This is a genomic window from Vibrio sp. 1402, assembly GCF_033340275.1.
The window spans coordinates 303,185-322,490 of sequence record NZ_JAWOWE010000005.1 but is presented as its reverse complement, the minus strand read 5'-3'; the positions used below and the strand labels follow the sequence as shown (position 1 = coordinate 322,490).

General features: G+C 46.1%; 17 protein-coding genes. 5 read left to right on the top strand and 12 right to left on the bottom strand.

The annotated features are described in order from the left end of the window. Positions 1-87 precede the first annotated feature (87 nt). Positions 88-1,842, top strand: a complete 1,755-nt coding sequence (locus R7044_RS12465; RefSeq protein ID WP_017634495.1) for a hypothetical protein — start codon at positions 88-90, stop codon at positions 1,840-1,842. Positions 1,843-1,922: 80 nt separating this feature from the next. Here R7044_RS12465 and R7044_RS12460 read toward each other — a convergent pair whose 3' ends face one another. From R7044_RS12460 to R7044_RS12405, 12 genes are all read right to left on the bottom strand, one after another. Further along, positions 1,923-2,567 carry an START domain-containing protein gene (locus tag R7044_RS12460; protein ID WP_149191699.1) on the bottom strand — a complete coding sequence of 215 codons (645 nt, stop codon included), beginning with the start codon at positions 2,565-2,567 and terminating at the stop codon, positions 1,923-1,925. Positions 2,568-2,644: 77 nt separating this feature from the next. After that, positions 2,645-3,829 (bottom strand): multidrug effflux MFS transporter, encoded by a 1,185-nt coding sequence (locus R7044_RS12455; protein ID WP_064376320.1) that lies wholly within the window; start codon positions 3,827-3,829, stop codon positions 2,645-2,647. Beyond that, positions 3,826-4,470 (bottom strand): recombinase family protein, encoded by a 645-nt coding sequence (locus tag R7044_RS12450; protein ID WP_132936235.1) that lies wholly within the window; start codon positions 4,468-4,470, stop codon positions 3,826-3,828. The genes R7044_RS12455 and R7044_RS12450 overlap by 4 nt, the downstream gene beginning before the upstream one ends. A 146-nt stretch (positions 4,471-4,616) precedes the next feature. Further along, positions 4,617-5,624, bottom strand: a complete 1,008-nt coding sequence (locus R7044_RS12445; protein WP_017820101.1) for a LacI family DNA-binding transcriptional regulator — start codon at positions 5,622-5,624, stop codon at positions 4,617-4,619. A 217-nt stretch (positions 5,625-5,841) separates the two neighbouring features. Then, the gene (locus R7044_RS12440) at positions 5,842-7,575 is read right to left on the bottom strand and encodes a sodium:solute symporter family transporter (RefSeq protein WP_203345554.1); all 1,734 of its coding nucleotides are present in this window, start codon (positions 7,573-7,575) and stop codon (positions 5,842-5,844) included. Beyond that, positions 7,568-8,563, bottom strand: a complete 996-nt coding sequence (locus R7044_RS12435; protein ID WP_170893928.1) for an ester cyclase — start codon at positions 8,561-8,563, stop codon at positions 7,568-7,570. The genes R7044_RS12440 and R7044_RS12435 overlap by 8 nt, the downstream gene beginning before the upstream one ends. 49 nt (positions 8,564-8,612) lie before the next feature. Next, on the bottom strand, positions 8,613-9,587 hold the full coding sequence (locus R7044_RS12430; protein WP_054574863.1) for an ester cyclase: 975 nt from the start codon (positions 9,585-9,587) through the stop codon (positions 8,613-8,615). A gap of 511 nt (positions 9,588-10,098) precedes the next feature. After that, the gene (locus R7044_RS12425; RefSeq protein WP_205391328.1) at positions 10,099-11,379 is read right to left on the bottom strand and encodes a TRAP transporter large permease; all 1,281 of its coding nucleotides are present in this window, start codon (positions 11,377-11,379) and stop codon (positions 10,099-10,101) included. Continuing rightward, on the bottom strand, positions 11,376-11,939 hold the full coding sequence (locus R7044_RS12420) for a TRAP transporter small permease (RefSeq protein WP_005374742.1): 564 nt from the start codon (positions 11,937-11,939) through the stop codon (positions 11,376-11,378). The genes R7044_RS12425 and R7044_RS12420 overlap by 4 nt, the downstream gene beginning before the upstream one ends. Before the next feature lie 58 nt (positions 11,940-11,997). Further along, entirely contained in the window at positions 11,998-12,993 is a 996-nt protein-coding gene (locus R7044_RS12415; RefSeq protein WP_005374744.1) for a TRAP transporter substrate-binding protein, read from the bottom strand. Between the two features lie 267 nt (positions 12,994-13,260). Further along, complete coding sequence (locus R7044_RS12410; protein WP_005374746.1) at positions 13,261-14,217, bottom strand: LacI family DNA-binding transcriptional regulator; 957 nt, start codon at positions 14,215-14,217, stop codon at positions 13,261-13,263. Between the two features lie 150 nt (positions 14,218-14,367). Continuing rightward, positions 14,368-15,117, bottom strand: coding sequence for an HpcH/HpaI aldolase family protein (locus tag R7044_RS12405; RefSeq protein WP_170893930.1), 750 nt, complete (start codon positions 15,115-15,117; stop codon positions 14,368-14,370). A gap of 289 nt (positions 15,118-15,406) precedes the next feature. Between R7044_RS12405 and hisD the strand changes: the two genes are divergently transcribed. The 4 genes from hisD to R7044_RS12385 all read left to right on the top strand — a co-directional run bounded on the left by hisD (position 15,407) and on the right by R7044_RS12385 (position 19,238). Next, on the top strand, positions 15,407-16,699 hold the full coding sequence (hisD, locus tag R7044_RS12400; RefSeq protein ID WP_225455610.1) for a histidinol dehydrogenase: 1,293 nt from the start codon (positions 15,407-15,409) through the stop codon (positions 16,697-16,699). A 1-nt stretch (position 16,700) separates the two neighbouring features. Continuing rightward, positions 16,701-17,435, top strand: a complete 735-nt coding sequence (locus R7044_RS12395) for an SDR family NAD(P)-dependent oxidoreductase (RefSeq protein ID WP_225455609.1) — start codon at positions 16,701-16,703, stop codon at positions 17,433-17,435. 83 nt (positions 17,436-17,518) lie between these two features. Continuing rightward, on the top strand, positions 17,519-18,523 hold the full coding sequence (locus R7044_RS12390; protein WP_213869927.1) for a cupin domain-containing protein: 1,005 nt from the start codon (positions 17,519-17,521) through the stop codon (positions 18,521-18,523). Position 18,524: 1 nt separating this feature from the next. Continuing rightward, complete coding sequence (locus R7044_RS12385) at positions 18,525-19,238, top strand: alpha/beta fold hydrolase (RefSeq protein WP_213873735.1); 714 nt, start codon at positions 18,525-18,527, stop codon at positions 19,236-19,238. Positions 19,239-19,306 lie beyond the last annotated feature (68 nt).

Here is a 19,306-nt window from a genome sequence, read left to right as displayed (position 1 = left end):
ATAACTTGTTTATGATAGCGGTTGATATAAAGCACTATTCATTGGCTTTAAACCTAAGCGTTACATTTCGTTTAGGAACACATAACTATGACAACGGAGTTGGTCGTGAAAAAACTACTATTGGCTACAGCAGTGGTCGCAGCAGCAGGGGGCGCTGGCTACCTGTACCAAAACAATACTACCGCGAGTGATGCAGGCTCACTGTTAACGCAAGTTCCTGCAGATTCACTTATGGTGACGTATCAGACTGAACCTTTTAACCATTATAAATACATGAACGCATTCGGTACGGCGAATCAAGGCTCGATTGCAGAACTTTTTGCCGATGAACCACTGTCTCCACAACAGCAGTTTGCAGTTAACTTATTCGATGGATACCTAGAGAGTGCTGCGTCGCCAGAAACATTAAAAGCTTATTTGGGCACCGGGGAAAACATTAATCCTGTGTTGTACACAATTGGTATGGTACCGGTGTACAAAGTGGATATTGAAGACCCTGCCGCGTTATGGAAAACACTGGATCATGAAGAGCAGATGAGCGGCGCTAAGCATGAGTTGGTTAAGCTTGGTGAAGTCGAGTATCGTCGTTACGAGATGACTGATTCAATTGACCCGCAGGACGGTATTGGCTTGGTTGTAGCCGTGGTTGATAACGTGCTTACGTTAACGGTTGATGTTCCGCAACTGGGCGTTCAAAACCCGATTAAAATGGCATTAGGGCTTGAAGCACCAAGTCAAAATATTGCTGACAGTGGACGCCTTGAGGCGTTGCAAGCCAAATACGGTGAAAACAACAACTCTTTTGGTTACTTTGATCATCGCGAAGTGATTAAAGGTTTGACGACGAAAGATGGCAATATGTTTGCTCGTCAAATCAGCACGTTGGATGCAATAGATCCTGAACCAACTATTGAGGAAATGCGTTCACCAGCCTGCCATACTGAGCTTACTCAAGTTGCAGAAAACTGGCCTCAGTCCGTCGCGTTTGCAGAATACAAGATGAAAGGCGATCAGGCGTTCATTAAAGGTTCTTTTGTTGTTGAGTCCAACAATAAAGTGATTCTAGATGCGCTCAAGTCAATTCGTGGTGTATTGGCAGAGTCTAAAAGTGATAAGAGTTTCTTTAGTATGGCGCTTGGTTTAGACATTAATACGCTAGCGCCATCGATTGGTCAGATTTGGGCTGACTTGACCCAGCCTCAATATCAATGCTCTTTATTGACACAAATGCAGCAAGAGATGGGCGGCCAGAATCCAGCAGCCGCTGTAAGCATGGGGTCAGGCATGGTTAACGGCCTCAAAGGCTTAAGCCTGCAAATGTTTGATATCAAAGTAGATACTAATGCTCAGCATGGTGAAGTATTTAGCCAGCTAGATGGTATGTTGTCTCTTTCTGCCAATGATCCAATGATGCTTATTCAAACTGCGCAAATGTTCGTTCCTGAACTTGCTCAATTGCAAATTCAACCGGATAACCAACCTGTTAATGTCAGTGACCTATTAGAAATGCATACTGGCATGAAGGTGGACGTGTTTGCTCGTCTAAACGAAAACCATTTCACCCTTTACAGTGGTGATAGTGCTGCGGAAGCAAGCAAAGAAGTGATGGCGCAATCACTTTCTCCAAATGGCTTGTTCAGCTTTGATTTTGATTCAGAGCGTATTTTGGAAGTGTTAGAGAGTGCGTCGTCAATCACTGGGGAGCCGGTTCCGGATGATGTTGTCAAAAGCTTACAAGGCGAGCTTGTTGGTGGTATGACGATGGACGTGACAGACCAAGGTATTGGTTTTGAGTTTGATTACCGTGGTGCAACTAAACCTGTAACGGTTGCACAACAGTAACACATTGAGTAGAAAAAGGCGGCATATGCCGCCTTTTGTTATTATGTACCGCATTAAAAAGCGAGTGGGAAGAGCGACGCTTACTCATCTATTTGAGGATGAGAGTATTGCTGATATTCAGGTAACTCTTTTCTTAAGTTACCAAATGTCGCCCATGCACTTTCTTTTGAAAGTTTGTTGATCAGCCAGTTTGGCAATAGACCTCCGGGATCAGCAAACGCCTTGTATTCCACGAGTGTTGTATCGTTTGTGAGTTTTTGTAACTCCCAAGTCGCATCAACCGAGCGAATTCGAACATAACCATTTTGTTCAGCAAGATATGAGTCAGGTGCGCTTTTGATTTCTATGGTGAATCCCAGCTCATCGACCCAGTACTTTGAGTAGGTGACCATATCCCGATTTTTGGCAGGCCATGGTGCTTTAAACTGGGTGTAAACGATGTTCTCGGTGGCCGATATCTGATTTAAAACCCGGCTATGACTGGCATTGTCAATCCAGTTCGGGATGTTGTCACTGTCTTCCAGTAGCGTTAAAAATGCACCATAGCTGGTGGGTGTGAACATCCGGGCACGGATCTCAACTAAACCGTCACTATGTTCTCGGGAGTAAATTGTGATTCCATTCTTGTCACTCTCGAACTGCCAGTTCTCGTTGGCGCTCGCATCAGTACCAGCGGATATCAATGTGGCGAGTGTTACGGCGCCCATTCTTAAATGCAACATCATGTTAGTATCCGCCAACTTTTCCTAAATTTAAATTTATACGATTTGTTGTAGCTATAAGGACAATAGTATGTTTGTTGTTATTGTTCTGAAGGTTGCTCTGCACTAAAGCCACGTTGAATGTTGGTGAAGGTAAGCGATGCAAATATTACGATAACGATCGCTAGATGCCATGCTTGACTCAATCCAAGCTGCACCAGAGTTAAGCTGACCAATGAGGAGACGACCATTTGTCCACCACCAGACATTGCCGCTGCGGCACCTGCTTGCTTTTTATAAGGTTGCATTACCATCGCTTGTGCACAAGGTAGGGCAATACCATTACCCAAGATCATTAATAGCTGTCCTAGCATCAGAAATAGAGGCTCAACAGGGCAGAAAAATAACCATATTGCGGCAGCGAGGTGAAGAAATGGGGTGCAAAGCAGCATTTTTTTATTGCCAATAATTGGCCTTACTCGGTTACAAATCGTGGTACCACATAACATACCCAAAGCGGGAATGAGCGCCCACATCGCGTATTGAGCGGAGGTCATGCCAATTTGATCTTGCATGATAAATGGCATCACAGAGACTGTCGTAATCATTAAGCTGAAGTTTAACCAACTGATACTGGCGAAACTCATAAAGTAACGAGACGTAAGTAAGCTCTTGTATTGGAGTAACATTTTTCGGGGTGACGGAATGACAGAACGTTTTGTGATGGTTTCTGTGAACTTAAAGGCGATGATTACCCAGGCCAGCGAGACATAGCCCAATAGAGAAATAAACACCATACTCCAACCGAAGTGGAAGTTGATAAAGCCGCCAATCACAGGTGCAATAAGTGGCGTGATTGAAGCCGCCATGGCGATGTAAGACATTGCCACTGGGAGTTCATCCCCGCTAAATCTATCTCGAGTCGACGCCCTCGCGAGTACCGCGCAGCATCCTGTACCTAACCCTTGTAAAAAGCGCCCCATTACCATCCCTGTAAATGTGTCACTGAAGAAAATAATCATCAGCAGACCAGACATCGCGATGAGTAAACCGGTAAGTAATACTCTTTTTCGTCCTAAAGCATCTGACACTGGCCCGTAGATAAATTGAGAGGGGCCAAAGCCGAGCAAATAAATACTCACAAGTAGTTGAGCTTGGTCGAGGGAGATGGAAAAGTCTTTTGCTATCCATGGCAAAGAGGGCATGACTAGCCCCATGCTCAACTGGCCAACGCTAATAATAAGACAGGCGAGTAGTATAGTATGAAAGTTGATTGGGCGACTCATGACTGGTCTCCATTCAAACAACCTTTTTGGCGTCGTGATCTTAAGCCGCCTTCGTCATCCACTTCATTTAGCTTTGCTTTGACCCGCTTCACAGTCGATAGACTGACTTCGCATTGCTCTGCCACGTTTTGCAATGTGTAGCCTTCTAGCAGTAACGTTGCGATCTGTTGGTGTTTGGTTTTGTTTGCGGGGCGGCCGCGAAACTTCTGTTTCCATAATTCTGGCTGCTCTTTAATGGCCTGTCGCCCTTGCTCTGCGGCAAACAGGCGATGTTCAGTCTGCACTTTCCCATATCCAGATAACACTGTGAGTAGTGTTTGAGTTTGAACAGAACCTGGCTCAAAAGTTAGTGATTCACATACGGTTTTCAATGTTACCCCTTTATCGAGTAGCATTTTTATTGTGTTCAATGCTTGACTAAAGTCGCGACCAAATGCGGTCAGCCACCAGAGCACAATCGTATCCCCAGTTCTGACGGAATCGAGCAGTCGTAAGAATGCCTCTCTCTCGGTTGGAGGCATGCAACCACGAACCTTATCCTCAAAATGCTGAGCTTCGGGCGCAAAAGCTTTTAGAGTATTAAGGTGCTCTTGGTAAGCTCGATTTTTTGGCGAATAACGAGTGTAAAGATACGTGGTCATAAGGATTATGAGCCTCTTTTTGTTTGGTTCATATAGTGTAATGGCTCATAAATATACATGGGTTCATTAATGCTTACAACACTAAATGAGCCGTTTGGGAGTCAGAGGCAAATAAAAAAGCCAACCGAATGGCTGGCTATAGCTATTTAAGCTTTTGTTGTCTGGCGCTCGATTAACTTCACTGGCACCATCATTTTTACTAGGCTGCCGTTTTTCGTATTAATTTGATCAACAATGATCTTCACGCACTCGCGAGCGAGGCGACGGAAATCCTGGCGGAACGTGGTTAATTGATAGCTTAACCATTCTGTCTGAGGAATATTATCAAAACCAATGACTTGTAAGTCCTGAGGAATCCTCAACCCGCATTCTATACGGGCGATATCCATGACCGCCATCGCAAGGTTATCGGTTGCACAGAACACCGCTTCAGGCCGATTTTTGTCTGCCAGTATGGCACGGACTTTATCAAGTGAGCTCGCGTAGTCATAGCTGGCTTCAATGATGCGTGGCGTCTTGCCGGTTAGGTCTTCAAATTCAGAGCAGAAGCCGCTTTGACGTTCGTCATTCGTAAAGGTTGGCACTTCTCCCGTCAAATAAACCGCGTTCTTCACGCCACTTTTGTGCAGAAGTTGCGCAGCTTGTTGGCCTGCTTCGTAGTTGTCACTGATAACGTAGCTACTCCTAGTACCTTCAACAACTCGTGCGTATTGAACAATTGGGATATTAAACTCTTCACATTCTTCATAAAGGGACTTATTGAAGGTTGCGGAAGCAGCAATGACACCATCGACGCGATACTGGAAGATATTTGGGATTGAGTGGCCCTCTTCTTCATCCACTTGCCATGGAATCAATACGGCAGAATAACCTTTTTTCTGTAACTCACTGGAAATTAATTGCAGTGTTTTCATATGGATAGGGTAATCCGCATCAGGAAACACCAAACCTATCAATTTCGATTCGTTTGTGGTCAGGCTACGTGCAAAGGCGTTAGGGCGGTAGTTAAGGGCTTTAGCCGCTTCAAAGACTTTTTGCTTGGTCTTTTCGGATACTGAGCTACCCGGAACAAACACGCGCGATACAGTAGATTGAGAGACGCCTGCCATCTTTGCCACATCTTTTGATGTGACTACGTGTTTAATTGATTTCATGAATAAAACTTAGTTGCCAGTAATTGAGGTCATAAGACTAGCATAAATAGGTACGTATTCATAAATGTTCTGACAGGGTATCCTAAGTAGAATAATGGCTTTGGAGTGTTAAAAAGCAAAATGTGGGTTAACCCATTTGGTTTGCTTTGAGCTAGCACTAGATCTAGAGCGTAGATACTGTCCGTTTGTTGGACGTACAGTATCTACGTAAAGAACATTAATTTGCTTGTTTGACTGCAACTTTACGTTTTGGGGAGAGGAGTGAATACCCCATGTATCCGATGCAAGCGGTAGCGACAAGAATAGAGCAGCCACGCATAAAGTTAATCAGCATAGGAGCGTTGTCGGTAAACGCGTTGATCCCCCAAAGCATCACGAGAGAGAATACAAACATCACTAGTAAGCCATAACATGGAGCATCGATTTTGCCGGGAACGACATACCAACCATCTTCCTTGATTGGTTTATTTAGACGAGCATATTCCGCTTGCTGGCCTTTCACTGTGTAAAGATGCATTTCATCTTGTTTACCCGTCAGGAGAAGGCTAGCAATGTAAGCGACAACGGCATTCACAAGGACGCCAATCACGCAATACCAAGGCCACGCAATATCGGTCGCAACGGCTACATACCAAATCACCAAGAAGCTAGCAGCAACGCCAATCAACAAGCCTTTTTCCGTAATGTGTTTTGAGTAGAACCCAAGGACAAACATACAGAAGCTTGCACCGACAAAGTAAGAGCCTGCCTTACTCAGCACTTCCAGTACCGAGCCTGTGCTGGTGGCAAACATGATCGCTGGAATGATGACCAAAATCGCCCACGCCACCGTGAAGAAACGCGATACCTTCAAGTAATGCTCTTCCGACTCGTTTTGCTTGTAGAAGCGTTTGTAAAAGTCAGCCACAGAAACGGTCGCCATTGAGTTGAACGCAGAGTCGAGACTTGACATACTTGCCGCCAGAATCGCAGCGGCAATGATGCCCATCAAGCCTGGCATTCCATATTCACTCGCATAATGAAGAATGATGGTGTTGCCGTTTTCAAACTCTTTACCGTCGTAATAAGCGTTGAATAGGACACCAAGCAAGATAAAGACAAAGTAAATAAAGAAGGCCACGTAGCCCATCATCAACATTGCCTTTTTCGCATCGCCCATGTTTTTCGCGGCCATACAACGTTGTACCATCATCTGGTTACCGCCATACACGGTGGTGTGGAACATCGTCATTGCGATAACGCCAGCCCATACCGTCGTTACTTGGCTTAGGTCAAAACTTGTTTGTAGGGCATCGGTCATTCCTTTCGCTTTGAGCTCTGCCATGACCTCCGTCATTGGAGAAGGCATGCCATTCCAAACGGCTTCAATGATGATGAATGCGCCAATAAATAAGATTACGGCTTGAATCACATCGGTCCAAATGACAGCCGCGATACCGCCCATTACGGTGTAGATAAGGGCAATTGCAGTGACGATCATGATGCAGTACATGACGTCGATACCAGTAATGAACTCTAAAATCATTGCTGTCGCATAGAGTACCGCTGCCGAGCTCAATGCTTGTTTGATAAGGAAGATAAACGACAAAGTCAGTCGTGAAGCCTTACCGAAGCGTCGTTCTTGATACTCGTAGATGGAGGTTAAACCGCTGTTGTAGAAAAACGGCATAAACACAGCCACGATGAAGAAGATAACGAGCGGGTAATTGAGGTGAATCGCGATAACCGACAGACCTTCTTTGTAAGACCAAGCTGGCCCGCCAAGGAAAGACATGGCACTCACGTAAGTACAAACGACAGAAATACCGATCGCCCACCAAGGGATGCTCTTATCACCCAAGGCGAATTGGCTAGCCGAAGTGACTCGCTTTCCGATTACTGCACCCAGTACTAGCGTGAGGGCGATGTATCCCCCAAGGATGCTCCAGTTAAGTGCGCCAAACTCATGCATAATTAGGTCCTTCTAACTGTTCTTTCATTTGTGCAAACACGTCATAGCCAAGTTGCAGCAGGATATGAACGATGTCGATCGCCACCCAGTTTTCTTTCAGTAAATCTCCTTCGCGTCGCCAAATGTCCATAACGCGAAGTTCGATGTGTTTTCCGGTTGGGGCAAGACCGAGCCAGCCACTGTGACCAGTGTGAGTACCATGCATATGTGGCCAACCACCTGTGGATACGTAGTCATTTTTGGCCAAAAAATTGACCTCAATATCGACACTTCGATCTGGGAACGCAAACACAAATGGCGCTTGGTGCTGGTTACGGAAACCTTTGATACCGCGCGTCGTGCCAATACCTGCTGGGCCGTACCACATGAAGTCATTGTGCCAGTAGTTTTCTAAATCCATCGAGAAAAGATCTTGACCATCAAAACGACCCAAGCAAGACAGCATATCTTCAACCAGCTGGGCGCTCTTTTCACTTTCTTCCAAAGACACAACAGATTGTTGAATACCGTTAGAAGTTGCAGGAGAAGGAACCAAGCCATCGTGACCTAAGCTTTTACGAAGAGGGTTGCAGCCTGCTTGATTCATCGCGTCGATGAAGTCTGGGATCATGTAAGATTCGGTGATTTGGTCGTTCTCCACACACACCATTTCGGTGTAACGCAAGTAGAGTGTTTTCCCTGTTGCTGGTATGCCAAATAGTGGTTGTTCAAATGTACCGATAAAGTAGCCGGTAGAGTTGTACCAAGTGCGGCCTTCGTATTCGCCGTGCATCACAATTATTGGTCGGCGCTCGGCGTCAGGCAAAGCATTAACAAGTGGTGAGAGGAAAGATTCGTGGGTTGCATCTGGGCCATTAAGATCGTTCACAGGGTGCGCCACGCACCATTTTACGTCAGGGTTCAAAGCTTGCAGAGCGGCCTGTTTTTGCTCGATGTCTGCGGCTTTGAAGTAGTTCTGGTAGAACTGTTCGATGATGTTGAGTGACATGTTGCTTCCTTACTGTCTGTGATTTTAATAAATAGTGTTTAGTCAGCCGTTAGCCTTGCTGTAGCAGGATTTGCTTCCAGATTGCGGTCTCGTCAAACAAAGTGAATTCGCGACGAAGACCCCAAGGGCCAAACTCAGCGTGGCTGATCCCCATGATGTAAACCTCTTTTCCTGAAGGCTTACCAAACATCCCATATCCCTCATGCTTACCGTGCAAAGACCATCGAATTGCCGCGCGTGGTGACATCATGTCGTCATCCCGGCCAATACGATGGTGAACGGTAAATTGAGCATTTGGGAAAGACGCACGAAGTGCCATCCAAAAATGATCGACTTCCGAGTGTGATAGGGCATTTTGACCGCCAGTGTATTCGCCGATGCAAGCGCGGTCGTACTCTTTCGGTACTATAGAGAACTCGGCATTCATAAGGCTTCTGAGAATTGCTTCATAGCGCTGACCATATTCGTTGTCGTTGCCTACGCCCAAATAAGGTCCAGGAATGTCGACTTCAGGTGTGAACGGAAATGGGCTTGATTCCACGCCACCTTCAAATTCGATTTGTTGGCGTGCAAACTCTTCTGACGTCATACCCAGTTGTTTCGCGATATCGGCTTGATCGCGAACCAACCATTCGTCATTGATTTGGTTATTGATAGCGTGGCAATCTGCGATAATACGGAAACGAAGTTTGCGGTTCGAGGCTTGCCCGTAGAAGCCGTTGCCACTGTGTGTTGCAGTAGAGATGATTCGATGAGAAGAAAGCATGCCTTGTTCCGGGGTGCCTGACCAAATGACGTCTTCGCCATATAGCGTGCGATCGGGAAACTCGGCCAGTGTCGCCATTGTTGCACTGATCACCCCTTCGTTTCCTTGAACGATAGAGAGTGGAGTACGCACAACAATGTCGGGAGAGTAGTAGTGTTCTAAGGTGTTTAAACCTCGGTCTTCCCAAATCTCTTTTGTGATACCAAGAATGTAGTCGGGAAAATCACGCCACTTTTCATCGAAGCCAACCATGGCCATAAATCACCTCCGTAATTGAATAATTATGTTTTGATTACGTATTCAAAATATATCATGTTGCCATTTTGTCAACGGATTGTTTTTCAATTGTTTAAATAGCGTGCTGATGATCAGATTTTTAACAATTGAGCGGAAAATAAACTAAAAAAGTACAGGAGAGATGGAAGCTATCTCTTATCTAGACGTGTTAATAAGAAAGGAAGTCAAAGTTTTTTGTATGAATTTCCTAATATCTTATTGTTTTTAATCGCTTAATTTATTTTTATCTGTTTGAATGGAAACAAATGATTAAGCCAAAACTGATAATCATGCAGATCAAGGCACCCAAATAGACTTTATCGCTAACATTCAGCTATTTTGGTGTCAATTATCCTTATATCTTTCAAATTTTCCTTTTGCATACGAATGCTTTAAGGCTTTTTATTAAATCGGAAGTAAATAACGAATAAGCCACTAGAAAGGTGTTTATCTAGTGGCTATAACAGTCATAAGCGCTCTATGAGTGCAACGATCAGGATAAAAGCGCAGGTAATGATAGCGAGATGGCAGGGATGAAGGTAATCAACATCAAGGCCACTATCATTGCACCAATCCAGCCCATGATGGCTTTAGAGAGCGACTCTATCGGTACTTTGCCTACCTGACTTGCCATAAACAGGTTGGCACCCAGAGGAGGCGTAACAAAGCCAATGGCCAAGTTCACGATCATCACGATCCCAAAATGAACGGGGTCCATGCCGAGTGCTGACGTAATGGGTAACAGAATTGGCGTGAGAATAACAATGGCTGCCAGCGTTTCCATAAAGGTACCGACAAGCAACAACAGGACATTGATGCAAAGCAGTATCAGAAGTTTGTTTTCAGTAATCGATAGAATGAACTGAGCAATCTCGGTCGGTAGACGTTCTAGGGTCAATATGCGGCCAAACGTCACGGACGCACCCACAATGACGAGCACAGCGCCAACTAACAGTGACGACTCTAGAATGATTTTCACCACTTGCGTTGGTTTGAGTTCTTTATAAACAAACATGCCAAAGAATAAGCCATAGAGAACTCCGATGGCGGCTGATTCGGTAGGCGTGAAAATGCCGGAATAGATGCCACCGAGAATGATAACGGGTAGTAGCATTGCCCAACTGGCTTCTTTTAGCGCATCAAGACGCTCTGCCCAAGTCGCTTTGTGCTCGTTACCTGTGTAGCCCCGTATTTTGGAGACAATCAGACAGTAGCCGATCAATACCATACCAACGACCAAGCCAGGAATGATGCCCGCCATGAACATCTTGGTGACCGAGACCTCAGCAGTGATCGCGTAGACGATCATCACCACAGAAGGCGGAATAATGACACCAATCCCGCCGGAAGAGGCTATCAAGGCACCTGCAAAGCTGCGGTCGTAGCCTTTCTTCACCATCGAGGGAATCATCGTCAGGCCGATAGCGGCAACAGTGGCAGACCCTGTACCAGAGATGGAAGCGAAGAACATACACGCCACAATGGCCACGATGCCAAGCCCGCCAGTAAAGTGGCCAAAGAAGACCTCCGCCACATGCAATAATCGTTTTGAGATCCCTCCTTGGCTCATAAGGTTACCTGCCAAGGTAAAAAGAACGACGGCGAGGAGAGGGAAAGAGTCGAGCCCTGTTACCATCCCTTGGACTAAAAACTCGATGTTAAGAAATGGCAGACTGAGTATCGCGACCATACTGGCTGCCGCCAGAGCAATACCGACCGGAACGCCAATGAGCAGAAGCAGACCAAAGCTGCCAAACAAAAGTGCAGACGTCATGCGTTAAACTCCAATAGTCGGTTAGAAGTACGATACTTTGCTTTGATATGGCGATAGCGTTGGCGAGAAAAGCGAACTCGTTCATTGCTGGTGGAGCACGCGTTCACACGTTGATAAATGCTTGTCACTAGGCGCGCGCAGCTTAATAGTGCGCAAACTAAAACAGAGGTATACAAACACGCAATAGGAATTTCCATTGCGGGTGCAATCTGACCGAGTTGCAGGCTGCGGTTTATAACCTTAAATCCAAACCAGGCGACAGTGGCACTAAAGGCAAGGTAGATAAGATCAGAGACAATCAAACTGAATTGCGTCCAATTGCCCGGAAGTTTATCTATGAACACACGAATGCGGATGTGTCGATCATCTCGGATACAATAGCTGATGCTCAGGTACATCGCCCATACGAATAAATAACGTGCCAGCTCTTCAGCCCACGCGATCGTTGCGTCAAATAGGCGTAGTGCGATTTGCAAGCACAGTAAAGTTGTCATCGTCGAGATCGCGATAACGATAAGGGTAGGTTCTAGGTATTTGTCTAGTAAGCGAAACCACTTCATGTTCACCTCCAAAACGAGAAAGCACGACCTGTTGCCAGATCGTGCAAAAGAGTGGGAGTTATAGGCGTTCTATCTCGGCCATCACGTTGTCAAACAAGTCTTTACCCGTTTTACTGCGCAAGTCCTGGTACACGGCCGCATTCATTTTCTCTTTCATGATGCTGCGTACCTCGTCTGGGACGATGTTAACCGTCATGCCTTTTGCTTCGAGCTCTTTGATTACTTCTTGGTTTTGCTGCGCGGCGAGCTCACGCTGTTTTGCGATGGTTTCTTTGCTTACTTCACTGATCAGCGCTTGTTGTGCGGCCGGCAGTGAATCCCAAAACGATTTGTTCATGAACAACACGTAGTTGGTGTATATATGGTTAGTTAAAGAGAGGTACTTTTGTGCCTCGTAAAAACGTTCGGCATAAATAGAGTAGATAGCACTTTCTTGAGCGTTAATCAGGCCTTGTTGTAACGAGGTGAAAATTTCTCCCCAAGACAGAGGTGTTGGCGCAGTACCAATAGATTTCCACGCGCTTATTTGAGTGGGGTTAGATGCCGAGCGAATCTTTAGCCCTTTCAGGTCCTCAATACTATCAATTGGCTGTTTGTTGTTGGTCACGCTACGAAAGCCGACCTCCATAAAGCCAAGTCCATGAAAGCCTTTTGATTCCATAGCATTCAACAATGGTTGTCCGATCTTCTCACTGTCGAGCGCTTTGTGTGCTTGCTCTTCGCTATCAAAAAGGTAGAACACGTCGAGCACGTTAAACTCTGGGACGTAGGGAGAGAGTAAAACTGACGCACCAAACGTCATTTGTAAGTTGCCTTGCTGTACGAGTTCAGTCGTCTCACGCACATCGCCTAGTTGTCTTGCCGGATAGATTTCAACTTCTATCTCACCGTTTGAGCGAGCTTCCACTTCTTGTTCGAAATAGAGCATTGCTTTGTGTACGGGAGAGGTTTCTTGACTGTCATGAGCAAGACGAATAACACTGGTTGCAAACGTATTCATACTGCTAAATGCAAGCCCCAGTGCGGTAAGTGAAGTAAGGATTACTTTCTTCATCGTTCTTCCTTGTTTCTGGTATGACCTGCCATTGGCATTCGTCGGCAAGTCACACAACTTTTTATGTTTTTATAAATTAGTTGAGCAATTCATATCCATTTTGCATACGAATCCAAAATAAAACATTAAAGTAACAAGTCAATAACAAGATTGATGAATTGATGAGGAATTAAATAACGATTGGTGAAAATTTAATCGTGATCACAGAAAATGCCTTACTCGAAAGCAAGGCATTTTGTTTATGAAGAATGAATAAAAATGGATTTATTAAATGGTGCTACTACGTTCGATCAAGGTGCCTTGCTCGAAAAGGTATTCGCCAGTTGCATCCAGGTTGCCGTTGATTCGATTCATCAAATCTTCAACCGCTCGTTTAACAATTTTGTCGACTGGTTGAGCAATGGTGGTCAAATCATAGCTCGGCCATGCAGACATCGGAATGTTATCTACACCCATCACAGAGAAGTCTTGGGGGATCTTTGCTCCGGCTTGTCGCAAGCCATCCATCACACCCATGGCGAGGATGTCGTTTGCACAAAAAATTGCATCGGGTTTGCTAGTGTGCGACAAGATCGCTTTCGCTGCTTCTAAGCCTGCTTCAAAGCTGTACTTGGCTTGGATAAACGTTGGTGATGGAGCGCCGAGTTCTTGCAACTTTGAAGAGAAACCCAGCCAACGCTCTTCACTGGTCATGGAGCCAGCATCGCCACTGATATAAGCACACTGTTTTGCGCCTTTCTGCGTTAAATACTCGGCTGCTTGTTGGCCCGCCAAGCGGTTATCAATACCAGAGCTGTTGGCATTAATGCCTTCGGCGTAGCGGTTGATCAAGCTTAAGTGAACGCCAAACTTTTCGCATTGGGCAAACGCGCGTGAGGTTAAACGGCTGGTTGCGATAACGAGTCCGTCCACTTGGTATTCAATGGCGCGTGAAATGGCGAGATCGAGGTCGTCCTTGTCGATAGGGCAAAGCACAACTTGTCCGCCTCGCTTTTGAATTTCGACAGCCAAAGCACGAGATTGCATGTCGTACATTGGGTTTGATTCGCTATCTAACGCAATCGCCACTAAGCCTGAACGATTCGAAATCAGACCTCGGGCGATGGCATTCGGTGTGTATCCGAGCTTAGCTGCGGCATCCATCACCATTTTGCGTTTCTTCTCGCTAATACTCGCAGTCGGGCTGAATGCTCTAGATACCGTCGATTGAGAGACGCCGAGCATCTTCGCGACGTCGATCGAAGTTACTTTCGCTTTAATGGTGATACTCCTTATTTAAGGCCATTGAACCTTCTCATACGTGCTGAGTGTATGGGCTAGGGGATTTCTGTGTCTAGAGCATTACATTGATAAGGCGTAAATATCAGAGAAAACTCAAGAATTCATCACATTTCTCTCTTGTTTGAAGCCATCAATGATCATTTTGTGTTCAGACCCAACACAAAAGAAGCTAACGCCGAGTTCACGCCATTCCCGAGCTTGTTGAGCCGTCGCGACAAACATGCCAACAGGTTTATTGGCGGCTCTGGCCGCTTCGATTACTCGCATACTTGCTTGTGCGACTTTCTCATCATGAACGCTATCAGCACCATAAGCGACAGTGAGATCAACTTGGCCAATGAAGAGCGCATCAATACCTTCAACATTGGCAATCGCTTCAACATTTTCGACCCCTTGAGGGTCTTCAATTTGTGCAATGACAATCGTATTCGCACGGCTGTCTTTTAAGTGTTCAACCATGGGCTTAGTGGCGTATTGCGCTGCTCGACTGGAACCAGCATACCCTCGGCCACCTTCTCCGTAATGGCAGATTTTCGCCAGCTGCGTCGCTTGCTCAGCAGTACAAACATGGGGAATTTGTACACCCGCCGCGCCACAGTCAAGCGCGTTCAAAATGGTTGAAGGGGCGCTGTCTTGTACTCGTACCACGCACGCGAGGTCATTCGCTCTGGCCGCCATGATGCACAGATCAAGCGAGGAGCGATCGAAAGGTGCGTGCTCTGCATCCAGTACCACAAAAGGCAACTCTGCCAGTGCCAATACTTCGATAATGTGAGGGTGAGGGGTTTTAACAAATGTACCTAATAGCGTTTCTTGATTCAGACGTTGTTTAAAATTGCTCATGATTCTCTCCTTTGCAAAGGTATGCAAAAACTAACATGTAGAAATGTAAATGATGAGTAAAAATGATGTGATCTAAAACTCATTTTTGATTAAAAATTAAACTCAATCAAGGTGCTTATTACTTGATTTTATTTGTTTAAATTAATCAATACAAAGGCTTAAGGATTATTTTTGTGGTTTGTTGACTTAACTTGTCAAATGTTAATTAAGTGTTTAATCTGATTTTGCATTCGTATCCAAACGCATAAAAATAACCGTTCGTCAGCCTCAATGTTCAAGGAGAAACCCAATGGCACGCATTTTAAAAAACGGAATCACTGAAGAAGCATCAGCATCAAATGACGCAAAAGTGCGTCAGATTGTCGAAAACATTCTTGCTGATATTGAATCGAAAGGTGATAGCGCTGTACGTGAGTTGTCTGAAAAGTTTGATAACTGGTCGCCGGAGCAATTCCGCCTGTCAGAAGAGCAAATCCAAGCCTGTGTGGATGCGCTTGATGAATCGACTCGTCATGATATCGAATTCGCTCAGCAACAAGTTCGAAACTTTGCTCAAATTCAACGTGACTCAATGAAAGACGTCGAAGTAGAAACCATGCCTGGTGTGGTACTGGGGCATAAAAATATTCCAGTCAACAGCGTGGGTTGTTACATCCCTGGCGGTAAATACCCATTGGTTGCATCCGCTCACATGAGTGTACTGACGGCGAAAGTCGCGGGCGTAAAACGTGTTATTGCTTGTGCGCCACCGTTTAATGGCCAGCCGAATGTGGCGATTGTCGCTGCGATGGCAATGGCGGGTGCGGATGAAATCTATTGCTTCGGTGGTGTTCAGGCGGTAGGTGCAATGGCTCTGGGGACGGAGACTATTGCACCGGTCGATATGATTGTAGGGCCGGGTAACGCATTTGTAGCAGAGGCAAAACGTCAGTTGTTTGGTCGCGTCGGTATCGATTTGTTTGCAGGCCCAACGGAAACCCTAGTCATTGCCGATGAGAAAGGCTGTGACCCAGAGTTGGCAGCGGCAGATTTGCTTGGTCAGGCCGAGCACGGTTACAACTCTCCCGCTGTATTGTTGACCAATAGCGAGACATTTGCGCAACAGACCATCAAAGAGATCGAACGTCAGTTAACCATTCTTCCAACGGCTGAAGTCGCGGGTAAAGCGTGGGCAGATTACGGACAAGTGATTGTGTGTGATAGCTACGAAGAAATGGTGGAAGTGGCAGACGATATTGCATCTGAACATGTGCAAGTGATGACAGAAGATCCTAAATACTTCCTAGATAATATGACCAACTACGGTGCCTTGTTCCTAGGTCGTGAAACCAACGTTTCTTACGGCGACAAATGTATTGGTACCAACCATACACTGCCAACGAAGAAAGCGGCGCGATACACCGGTGGTCTTTGGGTAGGTAAATTTATCAAGACCTGTACTTACCAGCGTGTAACGGAAGCTGCGTCGCTAAAAGTCGGTGAGTACTGCTCTCGCTTGTGTGCACTCGAAGGTTTTGCTGGCCACAAAGAGCAAGCGGATATTCGTGTGCGCCGTTACAAAGGCAAAGTAGAAGAGGCGTAATATGTCGAAACTTGCCTTAGTCACAGGCGGCAGTGGCGGACTGGGTGCCGCCATTTGTCGCAAGCTAGCTGAATCGGGATATCGCGTAATTCTGACTTACAACAGTAATCAGAAAGCGGCCGAGGATTTGCTTTCCTCGCTGCCACGTAACGAGCATCTAGCATTCAAATTGAACGTGGCAGATTCTAGTGCGATTGAACAGCTTAAATATCAAGTCAGTGAAATAAGCGACAAGCTGGATCTGTTGGTCAACTGTGCGGGGATGACGAAATTCGTCGCGCACTCTGATTTGCAAAGTTTAGATGACCAGCTGTTTGACCAAATTTTCCAAGTGAACGTCCGTGCGCCTTTTGCCATGGTTCGAGCGTTTGAGCCTTGGCTTAAGCAAGCCAATGGTTGTGTGGTTAACATTACTTCTATCGCGGCACAGACTGCGATGGGGAGCAACATTGCTTACTGTGCAAGTAAATCTGCCGCGGAGAACATGACCCGTTCTTTAGCTCGCGCTCTGTCTCCCGAGGTTCGAGTTCTGGCTGTTGCTCCAGGGCTTGTCGACACTGAGTTTGTCAAAGGCTTGGATGACGCATGGCGTAATCAACAAGAACAATCCACACCGCTTAAGCGTTTAGCCAATGACGAAGAAGTCGCTCAAGCCGTGTACGCCGCAGCAGAAGTTTTGACCTTCTCGACAGGCAATACCATCGCGGTTGATGGTGGGCGACCTTTAGGTCTGTAACACACTTTCGGTCTGTAACTAACTTTAGGCTTGTAACTAACAATTCAAAGGCTAGGTCCAAACAAGGACAACAAGGATTTACAATGACTCTACAATCTAAAATGAATAATAACCTGGTCCGCTACATGGAACTGATTCCGGGTACGAGTGCGTTTATTGATGCGCGCACGCCAGGCAGTGATCTCAAAGATAACTTTTGTATTATCGGTGCAGGGGTGGCAGAGAGCAGTCGTCAGCATGTTCATATTCGCGATACGGCGGGCTTTAACATTGGTGCCGCAGGCCAACCGCCGGGCATCAAAAATTCGTTGCACTCTCATCGTACCGCCGAGCTTTTCTTGGTGTTCAAAGGTCAGTTCCGTTTTTATTGGGGGAACGATGGAGAGCATGAGGCGGTGTTGTCTCACGGTGACGTCATCTCGATTCCAACCAATCTCTTCCGTGGATTTGAAGTGGTTGGCCGCGATTACGGCTTTATGTTCTCGGTACTTGGCGGCGACGATTCAGGTGGCGGCGTTATTTGGCATCCAAACGTTATTAAAGACAGTCAAGGTTATGGTTTATACCTCAAAGCCGATGGCACACTCGTGGACACTATTAATGGCGACCCGGTGCCACAAGAATCAGAATTGATGCCGCTGCTTACCGAAGAAGAGCTCGCGACCTTCGATACATACACCGCAGAAGAGATGATGCCATTTGTCGCTCTGCAAAAAGATTATCGTGAAATCAAAGGCGATTTCGGCGGAAGCAACGTGAAACAATATGCCTTAACGGGTCATCCTTTGGCGAGTTATGACTTCCAAGTAAAGAGTGAAGATGAAGTGAGCATCATGGCTTATGAGCTTTCTGAAGGTGGCTCGATTCCTCAACACTGGCGAGAAGAAAAACAAGTGCTTATCAACTTTGATGGCGATACTGAAGTGGTCCTCACGCATCAAGGCGAACAAGCGAGTGTTGTTTTAACGCGCGGTGATGTGCTGAATGTTCCAGAAGGTGCGTCATACTCACTGACGAACTTGCGTGGTAATAGTTTGACGTATTGCATTCTTGGCTCTGATCAACCAAAGCCGCTGGCAGGAGAATAAAATGACGCAACCCACCTCGTTAGTTTGGCTACCCGGACTACTTTGTGATGGCACATTGTTTGAGGATATCAACCGAGCGTTGCCAAGTTGGGTTGAGCCTACATGCCCGACGCTGGCTTCATTGCCGTCAATGGAACAGCTGGCGCAGAGAGTGTTGCAAGACGCACCGCGGGAGTTTGTCTTGGGGGGCTTATCAATGGGTGGGATTCTTGCCTTTGAGGTGTACCGTCAAGCGCCAAACAGAGTCAAAGGCTTGATCCTCATGGATACCAATGCAGCAGATGAAAAGCCAGAGGTGACACAAAAGCGTGATGCACTGGTTAGCCGTGCGTTAAGTGGTGAGTTTGAACGCATTACAGCTGACACTCTGATGCCTGTGCTGATTCATCCAAGCCGTTTGCAAGACAAAGCGTTAACTGAGCGTATCGAAGGCATGGCGGTTAATGTAGGTTTGGAGGCATTTGAAGCACATGCTAAAGCGTTAGCAACTCGCCCGGATGCTCGACCTTTATTGGCGGACATTCAAGCTCCTACGTTGGTGATAACAGGTAAAGAAGATAAGCTTTGTCCGCTAGACAATCATCTGCTCATGGAGAGATGCATCCCAAACGTCACACTTCATGTTATCCCTGAGTGTGGGCATCTATCTACGCTTGAGCAGCCTTTAATTATTAGTGAAGTGATGACTACTTGGCTTCAAGATAACTTTGCTTAGTGTTGATAAGAACTTCATCACTCACCACCTTAAGGTTACTTGGGTATAGGTGGTGAGCGATGAGTATT